The organism is Vibrio comitans, from assembly GCA_024346835.1.
Taxonomy (GTDB): Bacteria; Pseudomonadota; Gammaproteobacteria; order Enterobacterales; family Vibrionaceae; genus Vibrio; species Vibrio comitans.
On the sequence record AP024866.1, the window covers coordinates 2,451,137 to 2,474,684 of the forward strand.

20 protein-coding genes are annotated in these 23,548 nt (G+C 44.4%); 6 read left to right on the top strand and 14 right to left on the bottom strand.

All coding sequences use genetic code 11. The features are described 5' to 3' along the window. The first annotated feature begins 80 nt into the window (after nucleotides 1-80). A complete protein-coding gene (locus OCU46_RS11265; protein WP_141272007.1) occupies nucleotides 81-1,229 on the top strand; it encodes a Na/Pi symporter in 1,149 nt (382 codons plus the stop codon). A gap of 63 nt (nucleotides 1,230-1,292) precedes the next feature. Here OCU46_RS11265 and OCU46_RS11270 read toward each other — a convergent pair whose 3' ends face one another. The 6 genes from OCU46_RS11270 to rppH form a co-directional block, all read right to left on the bottom strand. Beyond that, nucleotides 1,293-2,285, bottom strand: a complete 993-nt coding sequence (locus OCU46_RS11270; protein ID WP_141272006.1) for a Solitary outer membrane autotransporter beta-barrel domain — start codon at nucleotides 2,283-2,285, stop codon at nucleotides 1,293-1,295. 117 nt (nucleotides 2,286-2,402) lie between these two features. Then, nucleotides 2,403-3,254, bottom strand: coding sequence for a thymidylate synthase (locus tag OCU46_RS11275; RefSeq protein WP_141272005.1), 852 nt, complete (start codon nucleotides 3,252-3,254; stop codon nucleotides 2,403-2,405). Next, nucleotides 3,254-4,078 carry a prolipoprotein diacylglyceryl transferase gene (gene lgt / locus OCU46_RS11280; protein ID WP_141272004.1) on the bottom strand — a complete coding sequence of 275 codons (825 nt, stop codon included), beginning with the start codon at nucleotides 4,076-4,078 and terminating at the stop codon, nucleotides 3,254-3,256. Before lgt ends, OCU46_RS11275 begins: the two co-directional genes overlap by 1 nt. Before the next feature lie 22 nt (nucleotides 4,079-4,100). Then, a complete protein-coding gene (locus OCU46_RS11285; protein ID WP_208733564.1) occupies nucleotides 4,101-4,895 on the bottom strand; it encodes a sulfite exporter TauE/SafE family protein in 795 nt (264 codons plus the stop codon). Nucleotides 4,896-4,897: 2 nt separating this feature from the next. After that, nucleotides 4,898-7,150: a phosphoenolpyruvate--protein phosphotransferase gene (gene ptsP, locus OCU46_RS11290; protein ID WP_141272002.1), complete on the bottom strand. Its 2,253-nt coding sequence runs from the start codon at nucleotides 7,148-7,150 to the stop codon at nucleotides 4,898-4,900. Between the two features lie 12 nt (nucleotides 7,151-7,162). Further along, nucleotides 7,163-7,681, bottom strand: coding sequence for an RNA pyrophosphohydrolase (gene rppH / locus OCU46_RS11295; protein ID WP_141272001.1), 519 nt, complete (start codon nucleotides 7,679-7,681; stop codon nucleotides 7,163-7,165). A gap of 612 nt (nucleotides 7,682-8,293) precedes the next feature. Here rppH and mutH point away from each other — a divergent pair. Beyond that, nucleotides 8,294-8,959, top strand: a complete 666-nt coding sequence (gene mutH, locus OCU46_RS11300) for a DNA mismatch repair endonuclease MutH (RefSeq protein ID WP_141272000.1) — start codon at nucleotides 8,294-8,296, stop codon at nucleotides 8,957-8,959. Between the two features lie 16 nt (nucleotides 8,960-8,975). Here the strand turns inward: mutH and OCU46_RS11305 are convergent, their stop codons facing one another. Both OCU46_RS11305 and OCU46_RS11310 read right to left on the bottom strand, forming a co-directional pair. Further along, nucleotides 8,976-9,287 (bottom strand): DUF6482 family protein, encoded by a 312-nt coding sequence (locus OCU46_RS11305; protein ID WP_141271999.1) that lies wholly within the window; start codon nucleotides 9,285-9,287, stop codon nucleotides 8,976-8,978. A 125-nt stretch (nucleotides 9,288-9,412) separates the two neighbouring features. Beyond that, the gene (locus OCU46_RS11310; RefSeq protein ID WP_141271998.1) at nucleotides 9,413-10,324 is read right to left on the bottom strand and encodes a hydrogen peroxide-inducible genes activator; all 912 of its coding nucleotides are present in this window, start codon (nucleotides 10,322-10,324) and stop codon (nucleotides 9,413-9,415) included. 195 nt (nucleotides 10,325-10,519) lie between these two features. On the opposite strand from OCU46_RS11310, the gene OCU46_RS11315 reads away from it, so the two are divergent. Both OCU46_RS11315 and OCU46_RS11320 read left to right on the top strand, forming a co-directional pair. Continuing rightward, entirely contained in the window at nucleotides 10,520-11,128 is a 609-nt protein-coding gene (locus OCU46_RS11315) for a peroxiredoxin C (RefSeq protein WP_141271997.1), read from the top strand. Between the two features lie 109 nt (nucleotides 11,129-11,237). After that, nucleotides 11,238-11,975, top strand: a complete 738-nt coding sequence (locus OCU46_RS11320) for a copper homeostasis protein CutC (protein WP_141271996.1) — start codon at nucleotides 11,238-11,240, stop codon at nucleotides 11,973-11,975. Nucleotides 11,976-12,014: 39 nt separating this feature from the next. Here OCU46_RS11320 and phoU read toward each other — a convergent pair whose 3' ends face one another. From phoU to OCU46_RS11340, 4 genes are all read right to left on the bottom strand, one after another. Next, the gene (gene phoU / locus OCU46_RS11325; protein WP_141271995.1) at nucleotides 12,015-12,716 is read right to left on the bottom strand and encodes a phosphate signaling complex protein PhoU; all 702 of its coding nucleotides are present in this window, start codon (nucleotides 12,714-12,716) and stop codon (nucleotides 12,015-12,017) included. Nucleotides 12,717-12,731: 15 nt separating this feature from the next. Further along, on the bottom strand, nucleotides 12,732-13,550 hold the full coding sequence (gene pstB / locus OCU46_RS11330; RefSeq protein ID WP_141271994.1) for a phosphate ABC transporter ATP-binding protein PstB: 819 nt from the start codon (nucleotides 13,548-13,550) through the stop codon (nucleotides 12,732-12,734). After that, entirely contained in the window at nucleotides 13,540-15,171 is a 1,632-nt protein-coding gene (gene pstA / locus OCU46_RS11335) for a phosphate ABC transporter permease PstA (RefSeq protein WP_141272129.1), read from the bottom strand. Before pstA ends, pstB begins: the two co-directional genes overlap by 11 nt. A 61-nt stretch (nucleotides 15,172-15,232) precedes the next feature. Continuing rightward, a complete protein-coding gene (locus tag OCU46_RS11340; RefSeq protein ID WP_244311429.1) occupies nucleotides 15,233-17,395 on the bottom strand; it encodes an ABC transporter permease subunit in 2,163 nt (720 codons plus the stop codon). 218 nt (nucleotides 17,396-17,613) lie between these two features. Here OCU46_RS11340 and ppk1 point away from each other — a divergent pair, with 218 nt between their 5' ends. Then, nucleotides 17,614-19,707: a polyphosphate kinase 1 gene (ppk1, locus tag OCU46_RS11345; protein WP_141271992.1), complete on the top strand. Its 2,094-nt coding sequence runs from the start codon at nucleotides 17,614-17,616 to the stop codon at nucleotides 19,705-19,707. Between the two features lie 4 nt (nucleotides 19,708-19,711). Then, nucleotides 19,712-21,244: an exopolyphosphatase gene (gene ppx, locus OCU46_RS11350; RefSeq protein ID WP_208733563.1), complete on the top strand. Its 1,533-nt coding sequence runs from the start codon at nucleotides 19,712-19,714 to the stop codon at nucleotides 21,242-21,244. A gap of 22 nt (nucleotides 21,245-21,266) precedes the next feature. On the opposite strand, the gene OCU46_RS11355 is transcribed toward ppx, so the two are convergent. Together OCU46_RS11355 and phoR are read right to left on the bottom strand one after the other, a co-directional pair. Then, complete coding sequence (locus OCU46_RS11355) at nucleotides 21,267-22,220, bottom strand: PstS family phosphate ABC transporter substrate-binding protein (protein ID WP_141271990.1); 954 nt, start codon at nucleotides 22,218-22,220, stop codon at nucleotides 21,267-21,269. After that, nucleotides 22,217-23,530 carry a phosphate regulon sensor histidine kinase PhoR gene (gene phoR, locus OCU46_RS11360; protein WP_141271989.1) on the bottom strand — a complete coding sequence of 438 codons (1,314 nt, stop codon included), beginning with the start codon at nucleotides 23,528-23,530 and terminating at the stop codon, nucleotides 22,217-22,219. Before phoR ends, OCU46_RS11355 begins: the two co-directional genes overlap by 4 nt. Between the last annotated feature and the right edge of the window lie 18 nt (nucleotides 23,531-23,548).

A 23,548-nucleotide genomic window follows, 5' to 3' on the forward strand; every position in this document is an offset into this window, starting at 1 on the left:
ACTGTAATATAACTGAAATATTAGTTATCTAAACTCGCCAACAGTTGATTAAAAGCCTAAAACGGGCCCGGAGATAACAAATGAACAACCAAGCATCCTCAGTTTCAGCAGCATCGGCAGGTAAAACCAGCTGGTTACGTTGGGCTAACTTGGCTTTCATGCTGTACCTACTTCTTGTTTCAGTTTCAATGGTTGGCAGTGGCTTCAAGATGGCCTCTGGCGAACATGCAAAAACACTTTTTGACTTTGCTTCTCACCCAGTAGCAGGTTTGATGATCGGCCTTGTAGCAACGGCTCTTATTCAATCATCAAGTACAGTTACCTCTATCATTGTAGGCCTTGTAGCAGGCGGGCTTCCAGTTCAAATCGCTATCCCTATGGTTATGGGTGCAAACATCGGTACCACGGTAACCAACACTCTAGTGAGCCTTGGTCACCTTCGCTGCAAAGAAGAGTTTAAACGCGCATTTGCAAGTGCGACCGTTCATGACTTCTTTAACTTGTTAGCGGTGCTGATTTTCCTTCCACTAGAAATGATGTTTGGCATCTTTGGCAAGCTTTCAGCTTGGCTAGTCGCTCCACTAATGAGCACAGGTGACCTAGACATGGGTGGCTTTAACTTTATTAAGCCGCTGACTAAACCACTAATTAGTATCGTTCAAGAGCCTCTAACAGCCTTTGGCCCGATTGCTGCTGGTGTAAGCATGATTATCCTGGGCATCGCGACTATCATTATCTCTATCACCATCATGGGTAAGCTAATGAAGAGCCTAATGGTAGGTCGTGCACGTGAGATTTTGAAGAACGCTATTGGCCGCGGTCCTCTGCACGGTATCTTCTCTGGCTCTGTTGTCACGGTATTGGTTCAGTCTTCATCGACGACGACGAGCTTAATGGTTCCATTAGTGGGTTCAGGTGTTCTTAAGGTGCGTGATGTGTATCCATTTACGCTAGGTGCGAACATCGGTACCTGTATTACGGCGCTTCTTGCTGCCACAGCGGTAACCGGTGAATTTGCAGCCTTTGCACTGCAAATTGCTCTAGTTCACCTGTTGTTCAACATAGCGGCAACCTTGTTCATCTTTGGTATCCCGTTCTTGCGTGAACTACCACTGAAAGGCGCTGATTGGATCTCAACAATGGCAATTAAGAACAAGAGCGTTGTTGCTGGATACCTGATTGCTGTGTTCGTAGTAATGCCTGGTGCGATTATTGCGATGACTGCATAACCAACTGAATAATTGAAAAAAACCTGCTAATTTAGCAGGTTTTTTTTCGTCTGATGCTTTGGATTACTCATTGTAATAGATGACTAATGCCCCCCCTTTCAATGAGCTGCCGTAATTTAAAGTAACACCTACACCAAGGTTATAGATCAATGAAGAATAATCGCTAGTGTCTATCACCCATCCGAAGCTGTATTCTGCATAGTGAGTGGTATCTAGGGGCTCTCTTAAGTCACCACCGACATCAATTCGACGTACTCTAAACAAAAGATCTTGCTTACGGCTTCCCCAAGGATCTAGATGATATTTGTATTGTATGCCATTCATAATACGCCAGCCTTCAGGGGTTGCATTGGATGTGCCAATGCTGCCACCAAAGCTTCTACCCCAAAAATAGTGATATTCACTATTAAAGCGAATCTCACCGGGACCGGTATCTTTGGTATAAATCAAATCAGCTTGAGGCTCAGCAATCCAAATATTGGACGACCCATTAATCGCTGAATTAATGCCTTGCTCTTCAATTTTATCCGCTGCTGGACTATTAGCGGTAAATTCGTTCTTGTAGTGCATGAGGTGTAGCCCAGAACCCGTGAAAAACTGCCAACCCTCTGATATTTGATAGCCTAAAGCATATTCAGCATAGCCCGCTATGACGTGGTCTTCGTTCTTATCACTCTCCCAGCTAACACCCAAATCTTCTAGCTGGTCATAGTCAATATCTCTTGTTAACCCCATATAAGCGGCTCTGAGCTTCAAACGATGTAACCAGGGGCTTTCATCATTGGAAAACAAAAAAGATATCGGGAGGGAGGTTACCGCTATTTTACGCTTGGTATCAATTGTCTCCTGCCCACCAAAATCAGGGTTGTTGGTACCAAATATTTGGTTAGGATCGAAACTACCAAAGCCCACGGTCAACAATTCACTCTCAGTCAACACCAAAGCCGTTGAGTAAATACTAGTTAGATATTCATCAGGGTCTATAAGGCTAGCAATCGCGGAGTTAGGGAGCCCGCACACTACTACTGCCAACGCAAAACTACATCCATGTTTCATTTTAAAGTTAACTCTATCCACTGAGTTCCGAGCATTAAAAAAGGCCAATACCTAAATATTAGCCTCTTAAATAATAGTTTTTAAAATTCAGTGAGATAAATTTAAACTTATTTGCTCTTACACTGAGAACGGGTAGCGAATTGCAGGGTGAGAGTCATACCCCTCCACTGAAAAATCGTCTAAGGTCACCCAAGTTTCTAAGTCTTCTAAGCTCTTAATATCAGGATTGATAATAAACTTAGGAGCATCTAGAGGCTCACGTTGCAACTGAACGTCTCGCATCAACTCAAGCTGATCCTCGTAAATATGCGCATTCACTATCTTGTGATATGCCACACCCGGCTTCTTACCCGTGATCTGTGCCATGATGGCCAAGAATGCATACACTTGCACCATATTGAAGTTCAGCCCCAGTGGCACGTCACACGAACGCTGCGTGCTATTTAGATACAAGGTATCGCCCAATAAAGAGAAATGATGGCTGTACATACATGGGCGTAAACACCCCATGTGGAACTCACCAGGATTGTAAAAATTCAGTATCTCGCCACGGTCATCGACACCTTTCGTAAGATCATCAACAATCTTGCGTAGCTGATCAATATGCCCGCCATCTGGCTTAGCCCATTGACGACCTTGAACGCCGTATACACGCCCCATGTCATCTTCACCTTTACGGTAAGGATTGTTTAACCACGCATCGTTCAAGTTCGAGTTAGCATCCCAGGTTTTTGTGCCTAGCTGACGAAACTGCTCTGCGCTATCGTAACCACGAATGTATCCGAGCAGCTCTGCAACTGCTGCTTTCCAGAAACTTTTACGTGTCGTCACCAGTGGAAAAGCATTATTCGCTACATCATAGGTGAGATCTGCATTGATAACGGTCAAGCAACGCTTGCCTGTACGCTCATTCTCAATCCAGTGCCCTTCATCAACGATACGGCGACATAGGTCTAGATACTGCTTCATTACTTCTCCTTCGCCTTGTTCACTTCAAGGGACTTCTGGTTGTATTTGTATGCCCACCACATCATAGCGGCGCCAATAAGGATCATTGGTGTTGATAATATTTGCCCCATAGAGATCCAGTTACCAAACAGACCTAGATGGGCATCCGGTTCACGGAAATACTCAACGATGAAGCGGAAAGAGCCGTAGCCAATCAAGAACAACCCTGAGACAGCGCCAGCTGGTCTAGGTTTGCGAATAAAGAAATTCAAGATAAAGAACAGCACTACCCCTTCTAAGATGGCTTCATAAAGCTGTGAGGGGTGTCGTGGTAAGTAACCGCCCGATGGGAACATTACCGCCCATGGAACATCAGTAACCCTGCCCCACAGTTCGTCATTCATAAAGTTACCGATACGCCCAACGCCCAATCCAAACGGGATAAGCGGAGCAATAAAATCAGCCACATTAAAGAAGGTACGACCGTTGCGGTAAGCATAGAATGCCATTGCCGAGATCACGCCCAACAAACCGCCGTGGAATGACATGCCCCCCGTCCATACTTGGAATAAGTAAAGTGGGTTATCTAAAAAAAGGTCGAAATGATAGAACAATACATACCCGACTCGCCCACCGACGACTACGCCGAGAAACCCTAAGAACAACATGTCGGATACTTGCTCTCGCGTCCAGCCACTGTTTGGTTGGTCGGCGCGACGGTTGGCTAACCACATCGCAAATGCAAAGCCAAAAAGGTACATCAGTCCATACCAGCGAATAGAAACTGGACCAATTTCTAGCAATACTGGATCGATATGAGGGAAAGAGATAAATCCTTGATTCATAAAATCTTCTTAGAGCAAATCATTAAAAGAAAAGCATTCGTATCGCTATTATCAGTAGCAATACTGCAAAACATTTTTTCAGTACTTGGGTGGGTAATACAGAGGTTAACCTCACACCGAGCTTACTGGTTAGAACTGAGCTACATGCAATCGCTAGCAAGGCAGGAAGATACACATAACCCACGCTATGGGCAGGTAAGTCTTTCGCCCCAACTCCGTGAAAAATAAAGCCGATCATTCCAGAAGCCGCTAGTAATGCGCCACAAAACGATGAAGTGCCTATCGCTTTACGCATTTCTATTCCGTGACGGTTAAGAAACGGCACCATCAGAGACCCACCACCGATACCAGCTAAGCTTGAGATAGTACCGATCGTCGTTCCAGATATAAAGGTCTTTGTTGCGCTTGGTAAAGGTTTTACAGCCCTTATGTTCACCGAGATAAACATCTTGATGGATAAGAACAGAACGATACAGCCAAAAACGGGGGGCAAATACTGGCTTGGGATAAATTCCGCCACAAAACTACCTCCAAATCCACCGAGTATGACTCCTGGAATCAAGAATTTGACCACAAACATATCGATATTGTTCACTCGATAATGATTGAGTGCTGATGAGCCAGAGGTAATGATGATGCAAGCCAAGGAAGTCGCTAGCGCCATTTGCATAGCAATATCTGCTGATACGCCAGATTTTGGTAATAAAAATAACAATGCAGGGACGATAATAAGTCCACCGCCAATACCTAGCAATCCTGCAAGCACGCCCACCAGCGCGCCAATCATTACTAAGATGGCGATTAATTCGAATGTAATCATTAATGTTTTCCGGGCCGAACAAACCCAGCAAGGTCTCGTTTCTCTAGGTAGTCGAAGGCAAGCTTATGCACGTCAGAGGCATAGGCTTTGGTTATAGCTTGATTGGCAAGTGTCTCTAAGTCATCGAGATTTGACTGCCTAATCACGTATTTTATATTAGCTACGTTAGCTGAGTTCATACTGAGCTGCTTGAACCCCAAACCTAATAACAATAAAACGCCAATAGGATCACCGGCTAACTCACCACAGATTGATACTGGGATTTTTGAATGTCGGCAAGCATCATGTATTTGTTTCAGCGCTAACAATACAGAAGGGTGAACCACTTCGTATAGCTCTGAAACTTGGCTATTGTTTCTATCCACCGCTAATAGGTATTGAGTAAGGTCATTAGTACCTACAGAGACAAAATCAATTCGCTTGGCAATCACTGGTAGCAAATAGATCATAGAAGGCACTTCAAGCATGATACCGACTTTAGGCTTTTTCACACCGGGATAAGTGAGTGCCACCTCATGATATGCCTGTGCAATCAGAGAAAGCGCGGAGTCCAGTTCAGGAACACCGGAGATCATAGGTAAGAGGATCTTTAATTCACTCTTTTGACCAACACTCGCTCTCATCATTGCACGAACTTGAATCAAGAAGATATCTGGGTGATCGAGAGTAAAGCGAATCCCTCTCCAGCCCAAGAATGGATTTTCTTCTTCCATAGGGAAGTACGGTAGTGATTTATCACCACCAATATCTAGAGTCCTCATCACAACAGGTTTGCCTTGTGAATAAGCCAATACTTTTCGATAGGTCTCGACTTGCTCATCTTCGGAAGGAAAAGCCTGCTTAACGATAAAGGATATCTCGGTACGATAGAGTCCTACACCATCCACAACATCAAAGAATGAATAACTTGCGTCGGCGCCTAGCCCTGCGTTAAGCAAAATAGTGATGGGAACTTTATCTGAGGTCAACGCAGGCTCACGCACCTCTGATTCAACCATAGAACGAACTTCTTGCTCTTCAGCTAATAGCTTCTGATAGTCGTGCATCTCTTTGGCTGTTGGGTTGAGGAATACCTCACCGCTATAACCATCTAGGATGATATGTCTATCATCAGCTTCAATACCATTGAGGTTTGAACCAATTACCGAAGGTATACCCAGAGCGCGAGATAAAATTGCCGCATGAGAGTTTACCCCGCCTTGTAATGATATTACTCCCAAAAGCTTGTCTCTAGGTACTGAGGCTAGCAATGTCGTCGTGAGTTCATTCACCACAAAGATGACCGGTTTCTCGAGTTTGATTTCTTTGGTTTGTGAATGATAGAGGAAATACAACAGCCTCTGACCTAACTCCCTAACATCTTGAGAGCGCTCTTGGAGGTAAATATCATTCATACGAGCAAAGTGATTGGAGTACCGCTCTATCACCTGACGCAGTGCCCAATCAGCGGTGTCGCCTTTCTCGATCTGCTTAATCAGATCCCCTCTAAGCTTGGGATCATTCAAAAGGTGAGTAAACAAGTCAAAGATAGCTAAGGCATCTTTGTTGAGGTCGCTATCAAGCTGCTTTCTAAGGCGTCTAAATTCGGTCAGGGCCGACTCTACGGCAACAAGCAGCCATTCCTTGTCTTTCTCGGTATCAATTGCAGACGCTGGCGATACGTCTTTGAGCAGGGGTTCATCGTTACCACGCCAAATTGGCCCAATGGCAATCCCGTTACAAGCAGAAAGCCCCGTTATAGTAGAGCTTTTTCGTTCTTGTAAAAGCCAGTTACCTTGCTGCTGCTCGCTGGCGATAAGTACCGCTAACTGAGCTGCAAGCGTGACTAAAAAAGACTCTTCAGTATCACTAAATAATCGCGGAGTTTTCTGTTGGATAACCACCACACCTAGCATACGCTTGCGGTGGACGATAGGCGTCGCCAAAAAGGCTTGATAAACATCTTCGCCAAGTTGTGGAAAAAATTTGAAATCAGGATGAAGAGAAGCTTTTGCGACGTTTAAAGGTTCTGCAGTCCTATGAACTAGGCCAACTAACCCTTCTTGGAAACCTATGTGAAGGCGCTCACCAGAAAAAGTCAGCCCCTTGGTTGCCATTAGCTCAAGGCGCTGCTTTTGGTGATTAGAAAGATAAATGGTGCAACATTCGCTATTAATAGCATCACAGGTACGCTCAACAAACACCTCAAGTGCTTGATGTATATCTTCGACCCGAGATACGTGCTCAACTATATCCCTTAGCTGATTTAGCATTATTGCGCTCCACTACCCTCTGCGGTGTTTGCGTTTTCGGTTTTGCTTTCGATCTTTGAAAGGCATAGCAAAAGAAGCGAATTCCTTCATTGCTCTGCGGTAGACATCCCTTTTAAAAGAGACAACTTGTCTCACTGGGTACCAAAAGCTTACCCAACGCCATCCATCAAATTCTGGAGTTGGCCCTCTTTGCATATTAATCTGCGATTCATCACAGGTTAATTGCAATAAGAACCATTTCTGTTTTTGCCCGATACAGACAGGTTTGGAGTCCCAACGTACTAATCTTTTTGGTAAGCGATATCGCAACCAATGACGACTAGTAGTGACAATTTTTACATCTTGTTTGGTTAATCCGACCTCTTCATACAATTCTCGGTACATCGCCTGTTCTGGCGTCTCACCGTCGTCTATTCCACCTTGTGGAAATTGCCATGAATGTTGTCCGTATCGTTTAGCCCAAAACACTTGACCGTGGTTGTTACATATTACGATTCCCACATTTAAGCGGTAACCATCGCCATCGATCACTGGCTAACCTCTACTGATAAATTTTATATGAGTCGATTTTTCCACAGATCCCCCAGTTGAGCAAATGCAACTGAAGTAAAAGTTGTCAAACTATGAAGTCAGAGTGCCTCCATTGGATAAATAGCGAGCAAATATCACTTTATCAACAGCGTAACTTTAATTTGAGCTATTTATTCACTATATCTGTGAGTAACTTTGTGAGAAAACTTGAGATAATTAATATTCGGACTAATTTTTGATCTCAATAAAAAACACAGCACCATAAATAAAAATAAATTTATTCTTTAATATCAGCATTATACATAATAAATTGCACATAGATCACTCAGACTTAACCTGATTAATATTTGATCCTTTTGGATCGTTCAAAATTCAACCACCCATCCATTTATCCACACAACAAGACCAGTAAGGCATACTTAACTCAGCAAAACAAGCAGATAACGTGACACAAACCCCTGTTTATTTATACATAAGTATCAATTATTACAGTTATTATCTCCTACCCTGTGGATAACCTTCATTTTGTGCTCTAGTTGGCTTATAATTGTCCATTCCCCTATCATCAAAGATCTTTAACAAATAACGATCTTTTGCAAATGGAGATCAGCTGTGAAGACATCCCCCCCACAATCCGAGCTAGAGCTACTCAATAGAGCAGAGTCCCTAGCTGGGTATTCTTTTGCTGAATTAGCAGAAGAAGCGGGTGTTGAGGTGCCAAAGGATCTTCGTCGCGATAAAGGCTGGGTTGGCCAACTTATCGAAACTCACCTTGGTGCTGAAGCAGGAAGTCGACCTGAGCAAGACTTTGCTCACCTTGGTATCGAACTAAAAACAATCCCCCTTAGCCACTCAGGTAAACCTTTAGAAAGCACCTTTGTTTGTGTTGCACCCTTGACCGGCATTCATGGCCTTACCTGGCAACAAAGTCACGTAAGACAAAAGCTAAGCAAGGTATTGTGGGTACCCGTAGAAGGGGAAAGAGAATTGCCTATCTCGGAGCGCCATGTAGGGTTTCCGAAATTATGGACCCCAACGGTTCAGCAAGAGACTTTGTTGAGAGAGGACTGGGAAGAATTGATGGAAATGATCGCCACAGGACGTATCCATGAAATTAGTGCAAGACATGGTGAGGTGATGCAAATCCGCCCTAAAGCGGCTAACAGCCGAGCATTGACTGACGCGTATGGAGCTAGCGGTAAGCAAATAAAAACCCTGCCTCGAGGTTTTTACCTACGAAGTCACTTTACCCACTCAATCTTGCTCGAAAGCCAATAGCTCAGCTTGCTTAGCGCTAATAGCTCTTGAGAGAGAGCTCAATATCACAATAAGGCTTATCGTCTGGTGAGCCACACTCATCATAAGCGTTATGCAATCGCAAGTAAGCGCTATCTAACCCTAGCTTAATCAGCTCTTCTTTGACGATTTCTAATGAAGCAAAAGACATAGGCTTATCGTCTTCACGTATCGGCTCAAGCTTGTGCTTAAATTCAACAGCAAGCTGATAAGTAGAAAGATCAGCACACCCGATAACGAAGACTTTTGGCACTTCCGTATGCCTCTCGATATCAGCATGAATCCATTGGTCGAACTGATGTTTTTGCATGATACACCCCCACACTACTTTTCAGTAAAGACCACCAGCTATAGAGGATCAACTAAATTGAAGATCTTTCTGCAAATTAGACTCATTTAGGTATACGTAAGGGAGTTGTAAATGGGCTATATCATTTATTTTTCCAGTAGCTTTTCGATTACTTCGGCCAACTGAGTAAAGGTTTCGGTTCTAGTGCTGCTTGGCCTCCACACTAACCCTATGTTTCGATATGCCTGACGACCCGGTGGATCAATAACACGCAATGAATGGTTTGCCAGTAATCCGTGATCAATTGCCATTTGAGGAATAAAGGTCGTGCCCAGACCATTGGCAACCATCTGTACTAAGGTATGCAAGCTCGTTGCTGTAAATGGGTTTATCTTACTTTTCTCGGTGAGATTACACGCAGAAACAGCATGATCAGTAAGACAATGCTCTTTCTCAAGTAAGAACACCGACTCATCTGGAAGGTCCGAGTAGTGCAATGGTGTCTTTACACTTCCTGCCTGCGACTCACTGATCACCATTCTAAATTGGTCGCGCCCTACTACCTTGCTGGCAAAGTTGCCAATATCTACAGGTAGTGCTAGCACCAATACGTCCAGTTGACCGTCTTGCAAAGCCGTTAGCAAATTTGCAGTGGTATCTTCTCTTAGTAGCAAGGTTAAATCAGGAAAATTCTTGTTCACTTCATGGACAAGGCCGCTTAACAGAAACGGAGCGATCGTTGGAATAGCCCCAAGCCTCAATTGACCCTGCATTGCGCCGCCACACGCAAGTTGACCAAGCTCCATCAAGTCTTGACTCTTAGTCAGTAGATCTCGCCCTTGCTTAACCACCATTTCACCCACTTGGGTAAACACCAGCGCACTTTTCTTGTCTTTCTTCTCATACAGCGAACAACCAAATTGCTCTTCGAGATTCTGGATCCCTTTACTTAGGGTGGACTGGCTAACAAAACACAGCTGAGCGGCCTCACCAAAGTGACGTGTTTCATGCAAAGTGATCAGATAATGAAGCTGTTTAAGACTGGGCCATTTGTTCATATAAAGTTCAAAAATTACCGTCGGTTATCAATCGTTTTGTGCGCTAGTTAACAAGTTTTAAACATCGCTTTTTTCGATTGACTTAATCTATTTAATTCGCTTTTTTCAATAGTATATTGTGTATTATAGTTTGTCTCGTACAAACATGGACTAAGCCTGAAACACAGGCATCATCACACATTTTAGGAGCTCCAAATGGTATTAGTAGGCCGTCAAGCACCAGATTTCACAGCTGCAGCTGTTCTAGGCAATGGTGAAATCGTTGATAACTTCAACTTTGCAGAATTCACTAAAGGCAAGAAAGCGGTAGTTTTCTTCTACCCTCTAGACTTCACATTTGTTTGCCCATCTGAGTTGATCGCGTTCGATAACCGTTACCAGGATTTCAAAGACAAAGGCGTTGAAGTAATCGGCGTTTCTATCGATTCTCAGTTCTCTCATAACGCATGGCGTAACACTGCTATCGATGATGGCGGTATCGGTCAAGTTAAGTACCCTCTAATTGCTGACGTTAAGCACGAGATCTGTAAAGCGTACGATGTTGAGCACCCAGAAGCAGGTGTTGCTTTCCGTGGTTCTTTCCTAATCGACGAAGATGGTCTAGTACGTCACCAAGTAGTTAACGACCTTCCTCTAGGCCGTAACATCGACGAAATGCTACGTATGGTTGACGCACTAAACTTCCACCAGAAAGAAGGTGAAGTTTGTCCGGCACAGTGGGAAGAAGGTAAAGCAGGTATGGACGCATCTCCAACAGGCGTTGCTGCATTCCTATCTGAGCACGCAGAAGACCTAAGCAAGTAATTTAATACTTGTAACGAGTTAACGTAAAGCCGGCCAATACCTTGTATTGGCCGGCTTTTTATTGTTTATAAGGCTGATATAATCGTAAAAAATTATTAGGCCTACACCTATGAACTATCAACTTGAAGTTTGTATCGACAATATAGAATCTCTGCACACCGCTATTAAGGCCGGAGCAACACGCATCGAGCTTTGCTCTTCCCTTGCTCTTGGTGGACTCACGCCCAGCTTTGGATTCATGAAGCAAGCTAAACAAGCCTCTTCTATCCCTATTTACGCAATGATAAGGCCAAGACAAGGCGACTTCCTATTCTCCGATGAAGACGTCGAAATCATGCTTGCCGATATTCAGGCTGCGAAAAATGCCAACTTAGATGGCATCGTCATTGGTGTTTTGACTGCGGATGCACATGTGAACGTTTCTGTTTGCAAAAAACTGATAAGCGCAGCATCAGGACTAGGGGTGACTTTTCATCGAGCCATCGATCAGTGCCAGAATGTTGAGAGAGCATTGGAAGATATTATTTCCCTTGGCTGCGAGCGAATACTGACTTCAGGGCAAAGAAGCACCGCGCTAGCAGGTATCGAAACCCTCGCTAAACTACATCAACAAGCAGCGGGACGAATTCAAATTATGGCGGGTGCTGGCGTTAATGCGGACAATGCACTTGAGATTCTAAATAAGACCGGTATTAAAGAACTTCATCTGTCAGGTAAGACTGTGCGCTCAAGCAAAATGAACAGTATTCAAAGTGAAGCGCAAATGGGAGCGAGTGATGTGGATGATTTCCAGATTCCAGTAACGAGCTTTACCGCTATCCAATCTGTGAAAAGTATTTACAAATAAGAGTCCCAGTAAGCCTTCTGTAGGACATAAAGAGAAGGCTTATTCTTTATCTTTGTATTTGTAGATTTCTTTATCGTCGGAGTGTCTGACGTCTTTGCCCTTTACGCAGTAGATGATGTATTCACAGATATTCTGACAACGGTCTCCGACTCGTTCGATAGCTCGGGCTGACCACATAACCTGCAAAATAGTAGGAATCATTTCAGGCTCATCCATCATATTCTGAGTTAACTGACGAATGATATTCTGATACTCCTCATCCACTCGATCATCAATCTCATAGATATTCGCTGCCGCATCGATATCAAGACGAGCAAAGGCATCAAGTACTTGATGAAGCATATCAATGGCCAATCGGCAAAGTGGCTCGAGAGAGTTTTGATAGCGAGGATCTGCGCTTTTATTTTCCAGAGAGGTACGGGCAAGACGCGAGGCAACATCACCAATGCGTTCTAGCTCGGTGATGGTCTTGATAATGGTCATTACCAATCTTAAATCACCCGCTGTAGGCTGACGTCTGGCGATAATCCGAGTGCAAGCCTCATCAATAACCACTTCCATAGAGTTTACATTATGGTCTTCGGCCACTACTTTCTTCGCCAACTCATAGTCTTGCTTAACCAGCGAGCGCAACGCATAGGCCAATTGCTGCTCAACCAGCCCCCCCATAGTAAGGACGTGGCTTCGAATAGCCTCTAGCTCAACGTTGTATTGCCCAGATATATGGCGACCAGTATGCATTTAATTTACTTCTCCTTACCCTATTCGACCCGTTATGTAATCTTCAGTTTTCTTCTCTTTCGGTGATGTGAACACCGTATCTGTATCCGAGTATTCAACAATCCTACCCATATGCACAAACGCCGTATAATCACTCACCCTAGCGGCCTGTTGCATATTGTGAGTGACAATCACCACCGTATATTTGGTTTTTAGATCGTTGATCAGCTCTTCAATGGTCAGTGTAGAGATAGGATCCAAAGAAGAGGTCGGCTCATCAAGCAGTAATACTTCCGGTTCAATCGCAATGGCTCTGGCAATGACTAATCTCTGCTGCTGACCTGCTGCTAGATTCACTGCATTTTCATGAAGACGATTTTTTACTTCTCCCCATAACCCTGCACCGCGCAATGCTTGCTCACAACAATCATCAAGCACTCGGCTGTTTCTAATACCTTGTAATCGAAGTCCAAAAACCACATTCTCGTATATGGTTTTTGGAAAAGGGTTAGGTTTTTGAAAAACCATGCCAATTCTTCGTCTTAACGCAGAAACATCCACCTCTTCATCGTAGATATCCTTGCCAAGCAGTCGAATATTACCCTCGACTTTGCATCCCTCGATTAAATCATTCATCCGATTGATGGAGCGCATGATCGTTGACTTTCCACAGCCTGAAGGCCCAATGAAAGCCGTCACCTTTCCTTTAGGAATTCGCATAGAGATATCATGTAATACCTGCTTTTGACGATAAAAAAGGTTTAAGTTTTCTAACTCTATCGCAGTTTTTTCTGCAGGTAGGTTAGCAACATCAAGAGGCTTTAATACATTTATAGTTGCAGGGCTAGAAAACATGCTCATCAAATCCTAAATTTCGGTAACTGTTGCGTAGGGAATTTCGTATACGAATCGCGATTAGGTTCAAGCCGATAATAACGGTCACAAGCAACATAGAGGTCGCATAAACCAATGACTTGGCGCCTTCTAAATTGGTTGTCTGAAATCCGGCATCATAAATATGAAAACCAAGGTGCATAAACTTACGCTCTAGGTGTATGTAAGGAAACTGACCATCGATAGGCAAGTTAGGCGCAAGTTTTACCACCCCAACCAACATCAGCGGAGCAACTTCGCCAGCCGCTCTTGCCACGGCTAAAATTAGCGCGGTAAGTACAGCAGGAAGAGCCATGGGTAATACCACCCTAAAAATGGTCTCAGATTTGGTTGCTCCTAGAGCAAATGCACCATCTCTGACAGATCTAGGAATACGCGACAAGCCGTCCTCAATGGTCACTACTACCACGGGTAAGGTTAGCATTGCTAAGGTCAAAGATGCCCATAACAAGCCTGGTGTGCCAAAGGTAGGGGCGGGCAAATTGTCAGAATAGAATAGATCATCGATGCTACCCCCTAGGGTATACACAAAGAAGCCTAAGCCAAATACACCGTATACTATCGATGGAACACCTGCGAGGTTTTGCACAGTGATCCGAATCAATCGGGTTAGCCAATTATTCTCGGCATATTCATGCAAATATAATCCTGCGAGCACACCTAGTGGCATCACAGCCACCGACATCAGTAATACGAGCAATATGGTGCCAAAAATTGCAGGGAATACGCCACCTTCAGAGTTCGACTCGCGAGGTTCGTCATACAAGAACAGGGCGCCTTGGTGAAACCAATGCCCTACTTTATCAAGCAGTGTCATCTGGTTTGGATACCAAGCATCGATAATCAAAGAAAAGCTGATGCTGTGAAGATCGCCGTTCATATCCTTCACCACCAGCATTCGTTGCTCGATTCGCTGGCGAATCTCTTCTATCTGCAACTCCGCTTGGGTTCTATTGGCATTTAACTGATCTTTGGTGGACACCAATAGCGAAATTCGTCGTTTATCGGTCGATTTATCGGCCTGTAGACGGCGCAATGCTTGGTCTGCTCTTCGCAACCCATCACTTGCAGGCTCTACCTGTGTATCGACGATAAACTCTATCTTGTCTCTCTCTTGCTGGGTAAGATCAAGTAACGCTTTGATCTCTTTTGCAGAATTAATCGTTTGTCTAGTGTCTTGATCCTCATAGGCTGATACTCGCCCAAAGAATTGTCCACCTCGTTTACGCTCTACCACAATTAAATCAGGTTCAGCGACGGGCTGTGACCAATCGTGAAGAAACTCAGAGACAAACTCGCCCCCATAGATATCTCGATTACCAACTTTTATTACCAAGCGCTCAAGTTCAGGGAGAGTTTGAGTCTCTAATTCACTTCGCAACGCACTAGGGATTGCTTGGCGCTGGGTTATCGATAATTGAGACCACGGCACCTGCTGTCTTTGATAAATCTGACCAATTAATGTCTGACCCGAATCATTCTTCCACTCATAAACCTTCTGTGGCCAGAAATGACTCATACCCTTCCAACCAATTAACAGCAATACGGTCAGCATTGAAAGTATGCTGATCGTCACAGCCATGGAAGTTAACCATATCCAAGGTTTACCCGACCTAAACCACTTAATCACTCAGTATTCCTGCCTATAGAGATCGATACTTATCACGAAGGCGTTGGCGAACACTCTCACCGACACTATTCACAATAAAGGTAAACAAAAACAAAATTAGTGCTGACAAAAACAACAGTCGATAATGGGAACTGCCCACTTTCGACTCAGGCAATTCCGTCGCAATAGTTGCTGTCAACGAACGCAAGCCTTCAAACACATTCCAGTCTGTTATTGGCGTATTCCCCGTTACCGTTAACACAATCATGGTTTCCCCCATTGCGCGCCCTAGTCCCAACATAATCGCGGATATAATGCCAGGGCTAGCGGTCAATAGTACGACTCGAGTAAGGGTTTGCCACTCGGTAGCACCCAGCGCCAATGCACCATTAGATAAATGTTTAGGCACTGAATAAATGGCGTCTTCCGAAATAGTAAATATGGTTGGAATAACCGCAAAACCCATCGCAATGCCCACAATTAAGGTATTGCGCTGCTGATAGTCCCAGCCTTTGTCGGCTAGAAAATAAATCAAGCCATCATCAAAGAAGAGCTTCTCTAAATAAGGGGAGTATTCAAACAATCCCCACCAAATCAGAACAATCGCAGGCAATAAAGTAATGAGATGCAATCCTTTGGGTACCTGAGATTTCACCCGCACTGGTAGCAATGCCCATAACCCACCACACCCAAGAGCAGTAAGGGGAATAACCACAATGCTAAGCATAAAGGCGAGTAAATTTTTCTCCATAATTGGAGCAAGCCAAACTGCAGCAAGAAAACCGATCACCAAGGTGGGTAATGCTTCCATCAATTCAATCGCCGGCTTGATGGTGTTTCGCATCTTAGTCGACATAAAGTAAGCGGTATAGACTGCGCCTAGTACAGCGATAGGAATAGAAAACAGCATGGCATATAACGCCGCTTTGACAGTACCAAACACCAGTGGAACAAGACTAAACTTGGGCTCGACGTCTTCTGCCGACGCAGAGGTCTGCCAAACATAATCTGGCTTAGAGTACCCTTCATATTGCACCTTTTGCGTCAGCTCTTTTACAGAGATTTCAGGATGAGGTGCATCAATACGAAATCGCTGAATTTTATCCTTATACACACTGATCAAATAACGATCATTTTGCGATAAGGCACTCAGCAATGGAGGGCGTTCAGTACTTATATCTAAAATAGGCTTAGAGCGTGTCGCGTAAAAAAGACTGTGTGTACCATTGGCACCAATAGTCCAAAAGCCTTTAGTCGTATGCTCTGACAGTATATTTAATACCTCAGAGCTGGTTGTATATTTGCGAGCAGTCTGCAGACGTCTCTCATTTTGAAAAACCAAGAACCAAAATTCCAGATCCTCATTGGCATTGGAAACAATGGCACCTTTATCTCCGTTGAGGAATTTAAACTCTCTATTTTTCCCGTCTGGCGTCTCGTCTTGGCGCTGAAATGCCAATCTAAATTCTTCGGCTCTCGTGCGTCGAGAGAATAATTTTACTGTGTCCCCATCAAGCACGACGACATACAACCCATCTCTAGCAGTAAAAAGACCGTTGACGTCATCAAACACCGCAGGCAATGACACTATTCGATCACTGTTACCTGAAAAGTAATCAAAGACCTCTACTTTTGTTTCACTGGCTCTAGCAATAATCGCCCCATCAGTGAGTAAGGAAAAATCTAAAAATTGAGTGTCAAAGTTAGGGTTGTCAAATCGCAGAGCTGACAGCTCACTATCTACTCTCAGGTTAGGCGTGTACACTTTTCTGGTTTGCGAGTGAGAGACGATAAATTCGGGCATGACTACCTCGATATTGCCACTGGCATCTATCATTGCAGTCCATGGCTGCGGCGAATCCTTAGCAATGGCTACCGGATCTTTCTGCGCCAAGGCTCGGTTGATTAATTTAAAATTATCATCCAGAGAAAAGTAAAGAACCTCGCCCTTGTTATTAATTGCCGTTCCGTTTCGCCCCGTATTATCAATGTTGACATCAACGAATGAATCACCAGAAACTGGCAGGTGATATTCCGTTTGCTGATAGGAGGACGTGCCAAAAATTGGCAGGGTTTCTGAAATGAAATAAATAAGAATGCCGAATAAGCCCACCAGCATTCCTAGGCCACTAGCCTTGACCAATACGGTTATCAACTTATCCTTGATCAGACGAGCTTTATTGGTCTCTTTTAACAACGATGTAGCCCTATTCATTTAATGTGATCTTCTCTGATCTAGCGATTGTAACTCAAGCATTTGACATAAAGGTGACACAATTTAGTAATAGTTTGTGCGACACATTCTCTTACACGCAATGTGACGACTGTCACATGACTGAAATCTAACTGCAATAATATTCTCTCCCACCATTTTAGCACTAGACTTGCATTGCAAACTAGAAAACGGAACAGAAGATGAGCACAGAAAAACTGTATGTAGAAAAAGAACTTAGCTGGCTTTCTTTTAATGAACGAGTCCTGCAAGAGGCCGCTGATAAGTCGGTTCCCTTAATAGAAAGAATCCGATTTCTGGGCATATTTTCCAACAACCTCGATGAGTTCTACAAGGTACGATTTTCCGATGTTAAACGCCGTATCTTGATCAACCAGGAACGAGGTCGTCAAGACAATTCAAAACGCTTACTCAGTAAAATGCAAAGCAAGGCAATGAAGCTCAATCAACGCTTTGACGAACTGTATAACGAACTGCTTCTCGAAATGGCTCGCCGCCGTATCTTCTTAGTCAACGAGGTGCAGGTCAACGAAACTCAGCAGCAATGGCTAAGGAAGTTCTTTCGTAAACAAGTACTGCCTCATATCACCCCTATCGTGATGCATGAGGATATTAATGTACTGGATTTCCTTAAAGATGAATACGCCTACCTAAGCGTAGCGCTAGTTAAAGATAACGTATCGCAATACGCACTTCTAGAAATCCCAACCGATCATCTGCCCCGCTTCGTTATGGTACCAGAGCAAAAAGGAAAGCGTCGTAAGACTATCATCCTGCTCGACAACGTAATTCGCCACTGCCTAGACGATATCTTCAATGGTTTCTTTGAGTATGACGAAATCAGCTGCTATTCAATGAAGATGACTCGCGATGCAGAGTACGATTTAAGCCACGAGGTTGAACACAGCCTGCTCGAGCAAATGTCAGAAGGCCTAAGTCAGCGTCTTTCAGCCATGCCTGTGCGCTTCGTTTACCAAAGAGAGATGCCTCGCGAAATGCTGGAGTTTCTATGCCGAAAACTCGAGATCTCCAACTATGACAGCTTAATACCGGGTGGGCGTTATCATAACTTCAAGGATTTCATTGGCTTTCCAAACGTAGGCCGTGAATACTTAGAAAATAAACCATTACCGCCACTAAAATCGGCCGTCTTTGAGCAGTACAACAATAGCTTTGATGCCATTAGCGCTGAAGATATTCTGCTTCACTACCCTTACCACACCTTCGACCATGTATCAGAGCTTGTACGTCAGGCATCGTTTGACCCAAAAGTCATCAGCATTAAGATCAATATCTACCGTGTGGCTAAAGAGTCAAAATTGATGAATTCATTAATTGATGCGGTGAACAACGGAAAGAAAGTGACCGTTGTGGTTGAACTGCAGGCACGCTTTGATGAAGAAGCCAACATTTTGTGGTCAAAGCGTTTAACTGACGCAGGTGTACAAGTGGTCTTTGGCGCTCCCGGTTTAAAGATACACTCTAAGCTACTGTTAATTAGTCGCCGTGAGGGCGAGGAAATAAAACGCTATGCACACATAGGTACAGGTAACTTCCACGAAAAAACTGCGCGCATCTATACCGACTTCTCTCTACTGACTGCCAAGCCAGAGATTACCGATGAGGTTCGCAATGTATTTGGTTACATTGAAAACCCTTATCGCCCAGTCGCTTTTCATCAGTTGATAGTCTCTCCAAAGAACTCGCGCAAGCGCCTCTACAAGTTGATAGACGCTGAGATAGAAAACGCTGAGTTGGGCAATAAAAGTGGGATCACTCTTAAAATCAATAATCTAGTTGATAAAGGACTGATCAATAAGCTCTATCAAGCGAGCACTTCTGGAGTTCCTATTCGCATGATCATTCGAGGCATGTGTTCTCTCGTTCCTGGAGTGGAGGGAATTAGCGAGAATATAAAAGTCATCAGTGTAATAGACCGTTTTCTTGAGCATCCAAGAGTCATTATTACCGAGAACAATGGCGACCCTAAAGTGTTTATCTCTTCCGCAGACTGGATGACCCGAAATATTGAGCATCGTATCGAGGTCGCAACGCCAATCAATGATAATAGGCTAAAGCAAAGAATCATTGATATTATGGAGCTACAATTTACGGATACCGTTAAGGCTCGATGGATCGACAAGGAGATGTCGAACAGCTATGTGGCACGAGGAAATCGCCGCAAGGTTCGCTCTCAGATCGCTACCTACGAGTATATTAAACAAGTAGAAAAGCAGGCTAGAAAACTGAGTGAGCAAGCAATTGAAGCATCCTGACGTGATGCACAGCAGTGAGGCTATCCCAGAAAAAGACATTGCAGCCATTGACCTTGGCTCCAATAGCTTCCATATGGTGGTCGCAAAAGTGGTGGGGCAAGACTTACAGATAGTCAGTCGCCATAAGCAGCGAGTTAAACTGGCCAGTGGTCTGGATTTACAGAACAACCTTACCAATGAGGCCATGCAGCGCGGTCTCGATTGCTTGAAGATGTTCGCCGAACGACTAGACGGTTTCAAAAAAGGCAACGTGAGAATCGTTGCCACTCATACCCTGCGTATCGCCAATAACGCCCATCTATTTATTCAGCGAGCTAGACAGGTACTGCCCTTTCCCATAGAAGTCATTCCAGGGGAAGAAGAAGCACGCCTTATCTACCTTGGTGTAGCCCACACTCAACCTGTATCGAAGAGCAAACTTGTTATCGATATCGGTGGTGGTAGTACCGAGCTTGTGATTGGTGAAGGCTTTGAAGCCGAACTAGTCAACAGCCAGCAGATGGGGTGTGTTAGCTATGCTCATCGCTACTTTAGTGATGGAAAGCTGAACACAAAAAACTTTGTCGCCGCAAGCCTTGCTGCACAGCGAGAATTAGAATTTCTGGCGAAACAATACAAGCGGCATGGTTGGGAGTTAACCTTAGGGTCATCTGGAACGGTAAAAGCCATTCGTGAGTGCTTGGTTAGCCTTGACTATGAAGACGGCATTATCACACCTAAACGCCTCAAAAAGCTGGTGAAGCACCTTTGTGAATTTAAGAAGGTGGAAAAGATAGCGATCAAGGGCATTATCGAGGAACGACTCTCAGTACTCGCGCCAGGCGTTGCCATCTTACAAGCCATTTTGCAGTCACTAGAAATTGAAGAGCTTCATTATTCTTCTGGCGCTTTGCGTGAAGGGGCGATGTATGAAATGGAAGAACGCTTTGCCCATTCAGATATTCGTATGCGAACCGCCGAGAACCTAGCACTTAAACACAGGATCGATGTCGAGCAAGCTAATCGTGTGAGGCAACACAGCAAGCATTTCCTCAAGCAGGTCATTGACGATACGGACTTAGAAAAGAGTAGTGAATTGGTCAAGCTACTTAACTGGGCCGCCTTATTGCATGAAGTAGGATTGAGTTTAAGCTATCGGGGTTATCACCGCCATTCTCACTACCTTCTTCAGCATACCAATATGCCAGGCTTCAATAGCGAGCAACAAAGGCTGATCGCTACCCTAGTGCGATTCCAAAGGAAGGCCTTAAAACTCAGTGAGATGGAAGAGTTTAGCCTTTATGCCAAAGAGGACATTCTTGAGCTTATCAAGATATTACGCCTCTCCATTGTGATTAATGTATCCCGAAATGATGTGAAAGCAAGCCTTTGGCAACTCACGATTGAGGATGGCGACTGGGTATTGTCTCACTCAGATTTAGACCATTTGAAGGAGAATCGCCTGCTGATCTCAGACTTAGAGCAAGAGCAACTCTACTGGCAGAGTGTCGGTTGGAGATTAAGGTTCGAGTTCTGTGATTTACTTGAAGACAGATAAATAAAAGGGCTCTCAGAGCCCTTTATAATTTCAAATCGACCTTATTCAGTTCTTTCTGTGCCAATTCACGAGAGATGGGGATATACCCTTCACGAGACACCGCTTGTTGCCCTTGCTTAGAGTAGATAAAGCGAATCAACTCACGTTGACTGCGCGGCAGTGCCCTATTCGGCTGTTTATTTACATAAATATAAAGTTGGCGGCTAAGTGGATACTTACCACTAATGATGTTCTCAGGTGTTGGTAAAGTATAATTGTCATCAAACTCAGCTATAGGAAGTAAGCGAGTTCCTACCGCTTTAGAGGCTACGCCCGAGTACCCTATAGAGGATACTGATGATGCCACACCTTGAACCACAGAGGTCGCCCCTAGCAGTTCATTCACCGAACTGTCAAAGTCTCCACCACACAAGACTTTACTCTTAAATACACCATGAGTTCCCGATACTGGATTACGCCCATACTTTTGTATCTTTAGCTTTCCCCAAGGTTGCAAAACCCCAAGGTCACTCCATGTATCTATGTATCGGTTGGTGCCACAAAAGTAAGTGGTTGAAAAAATGGCATCCAGCTCAACAAAATTTAAACCTTGAATTGGATTATCTTGATGAACAAATACGCCCAAAGCATCGAGTGCCACCACAAGCTCCGTTGGTGCATAGCCATATTCACGCTCAAAAGCGGCTATCTCGCTAGGCTGCATTTCTCGACTCATCGGCCCAAACTGCGCTGTCCCCTCAGTAAGAGCAGGAACCGCCGTCGAACTGCCCGAGGCTTGCACCTGAACATTAACACTAGGATAAAGGGCTGAAAACTCTTCTGCCCACGCAGTAATAATACCTGCCAGGGAGTCTGAGCCCACGGATGTTAAGTTACCGGAGATGCCTTGAATGGCTCTGTAATCAGGTAAAGGAGTTGACGCGCTACAAAATGACGTCACAAAAACCAATAAACCAGCAATCAACGAACGTCTCACGATGGCGTCAACTCCCTAGCGACTAAGCGCTTAGGAAGTACAAAGGAGAATTGACTGCCCTTGCCCACCTCACTTTGTATTTCTAACTGTGAATCATGATGACTCAAAGTGTGTTTCACGATAGCCAAACCTAAACCACTACCACCCGTTTCTCTTGAGCGAGCCTTATCTACTCGATAAAAACGCTCGGTCAGTCTATGTAGATGTTGAGGTTCTATTCCCTCACCAGTATCAGCAACCTGCAAGTAAGCACCTTGCACGGTTTCATTCCAAGTAACATGAATATGAGAGCCTGCTGGAGTGTATTTCACCGCGTTGTAAACTAGGTTAGAAATGGCACTGCGTAGTTGATCTTCATCACCCATGACCTTCAGTGACTCATCAATATCAAACTTAAGCTGATGTTCTTTGCTGCCACTCAATGCTTGCGCTTCTTTCTCTAGCACGTGCAACATGCGAGGGACATCAACAATATCATCGCCGCCGCCCATTGGAGCCGCTTCAATTTTAGATAACGTCAGAAGTTGATTCACCAAGCTATTCATTCGATTGAGCTGCTCAGTCATAACACCATGAGCTTTTGGCCACATTGGGCCTACCAGCATATCTGGATCGGCCGTCATTTCTAAGTAGCCCTGCAATACCGTCATCGGGGTCCGCAGTTCATGAGACACATTGGCAAAAAAGTTGCGACGCATACCCTCAAGGGTTTTTAGCTGAGAGACATCACGTACTACCATCAAATGCTCACCGTCGGTATACGGCACAATACGCAATTCCAATATACGCTCCACATTCAGCGGAGAGCGCATCTCTAAAGGTTCTGAAAAGTCATTTTTGTTCAGATATTTAATAAAGTCTGGAGAACGCAGTAGATTGGTAATCGGTAATTCAGAATCTTCTGGCCAGCGAAAGCCTAGTAGTTGCTGTGCTAATCGGTTACACCAAACAATATTGCCTTCATCACGAAATACCACTACCGCATCAGGCAAGGACTCTGCACCATTGCGAAAACGACGAATAAGGCCGGTAAGCTCTTTTCGTTTACGACGCTGACGCTGCTGTAAGCGATACATGCCATTAAACAAAGGCTCCCAATTACCGGAGCTTGAAGGCGGAGAAAGGCGCTTGTCATTCCACAGCCACTGTGAAAAACGGATTTGATTATGCAGGTGCCAGCCTAATTGCAATACTGTTGCAATCAGCAGCATCCATGGCATGTACCCTACAAACCATCCAAGCAAAACCCAAGGTGTATAAAAAAAAGCCAGCTCTAAAGCCAGCTTTCTCCATGTCAGTTTTTCTACCATCTAAAGGCGTACTCCAGA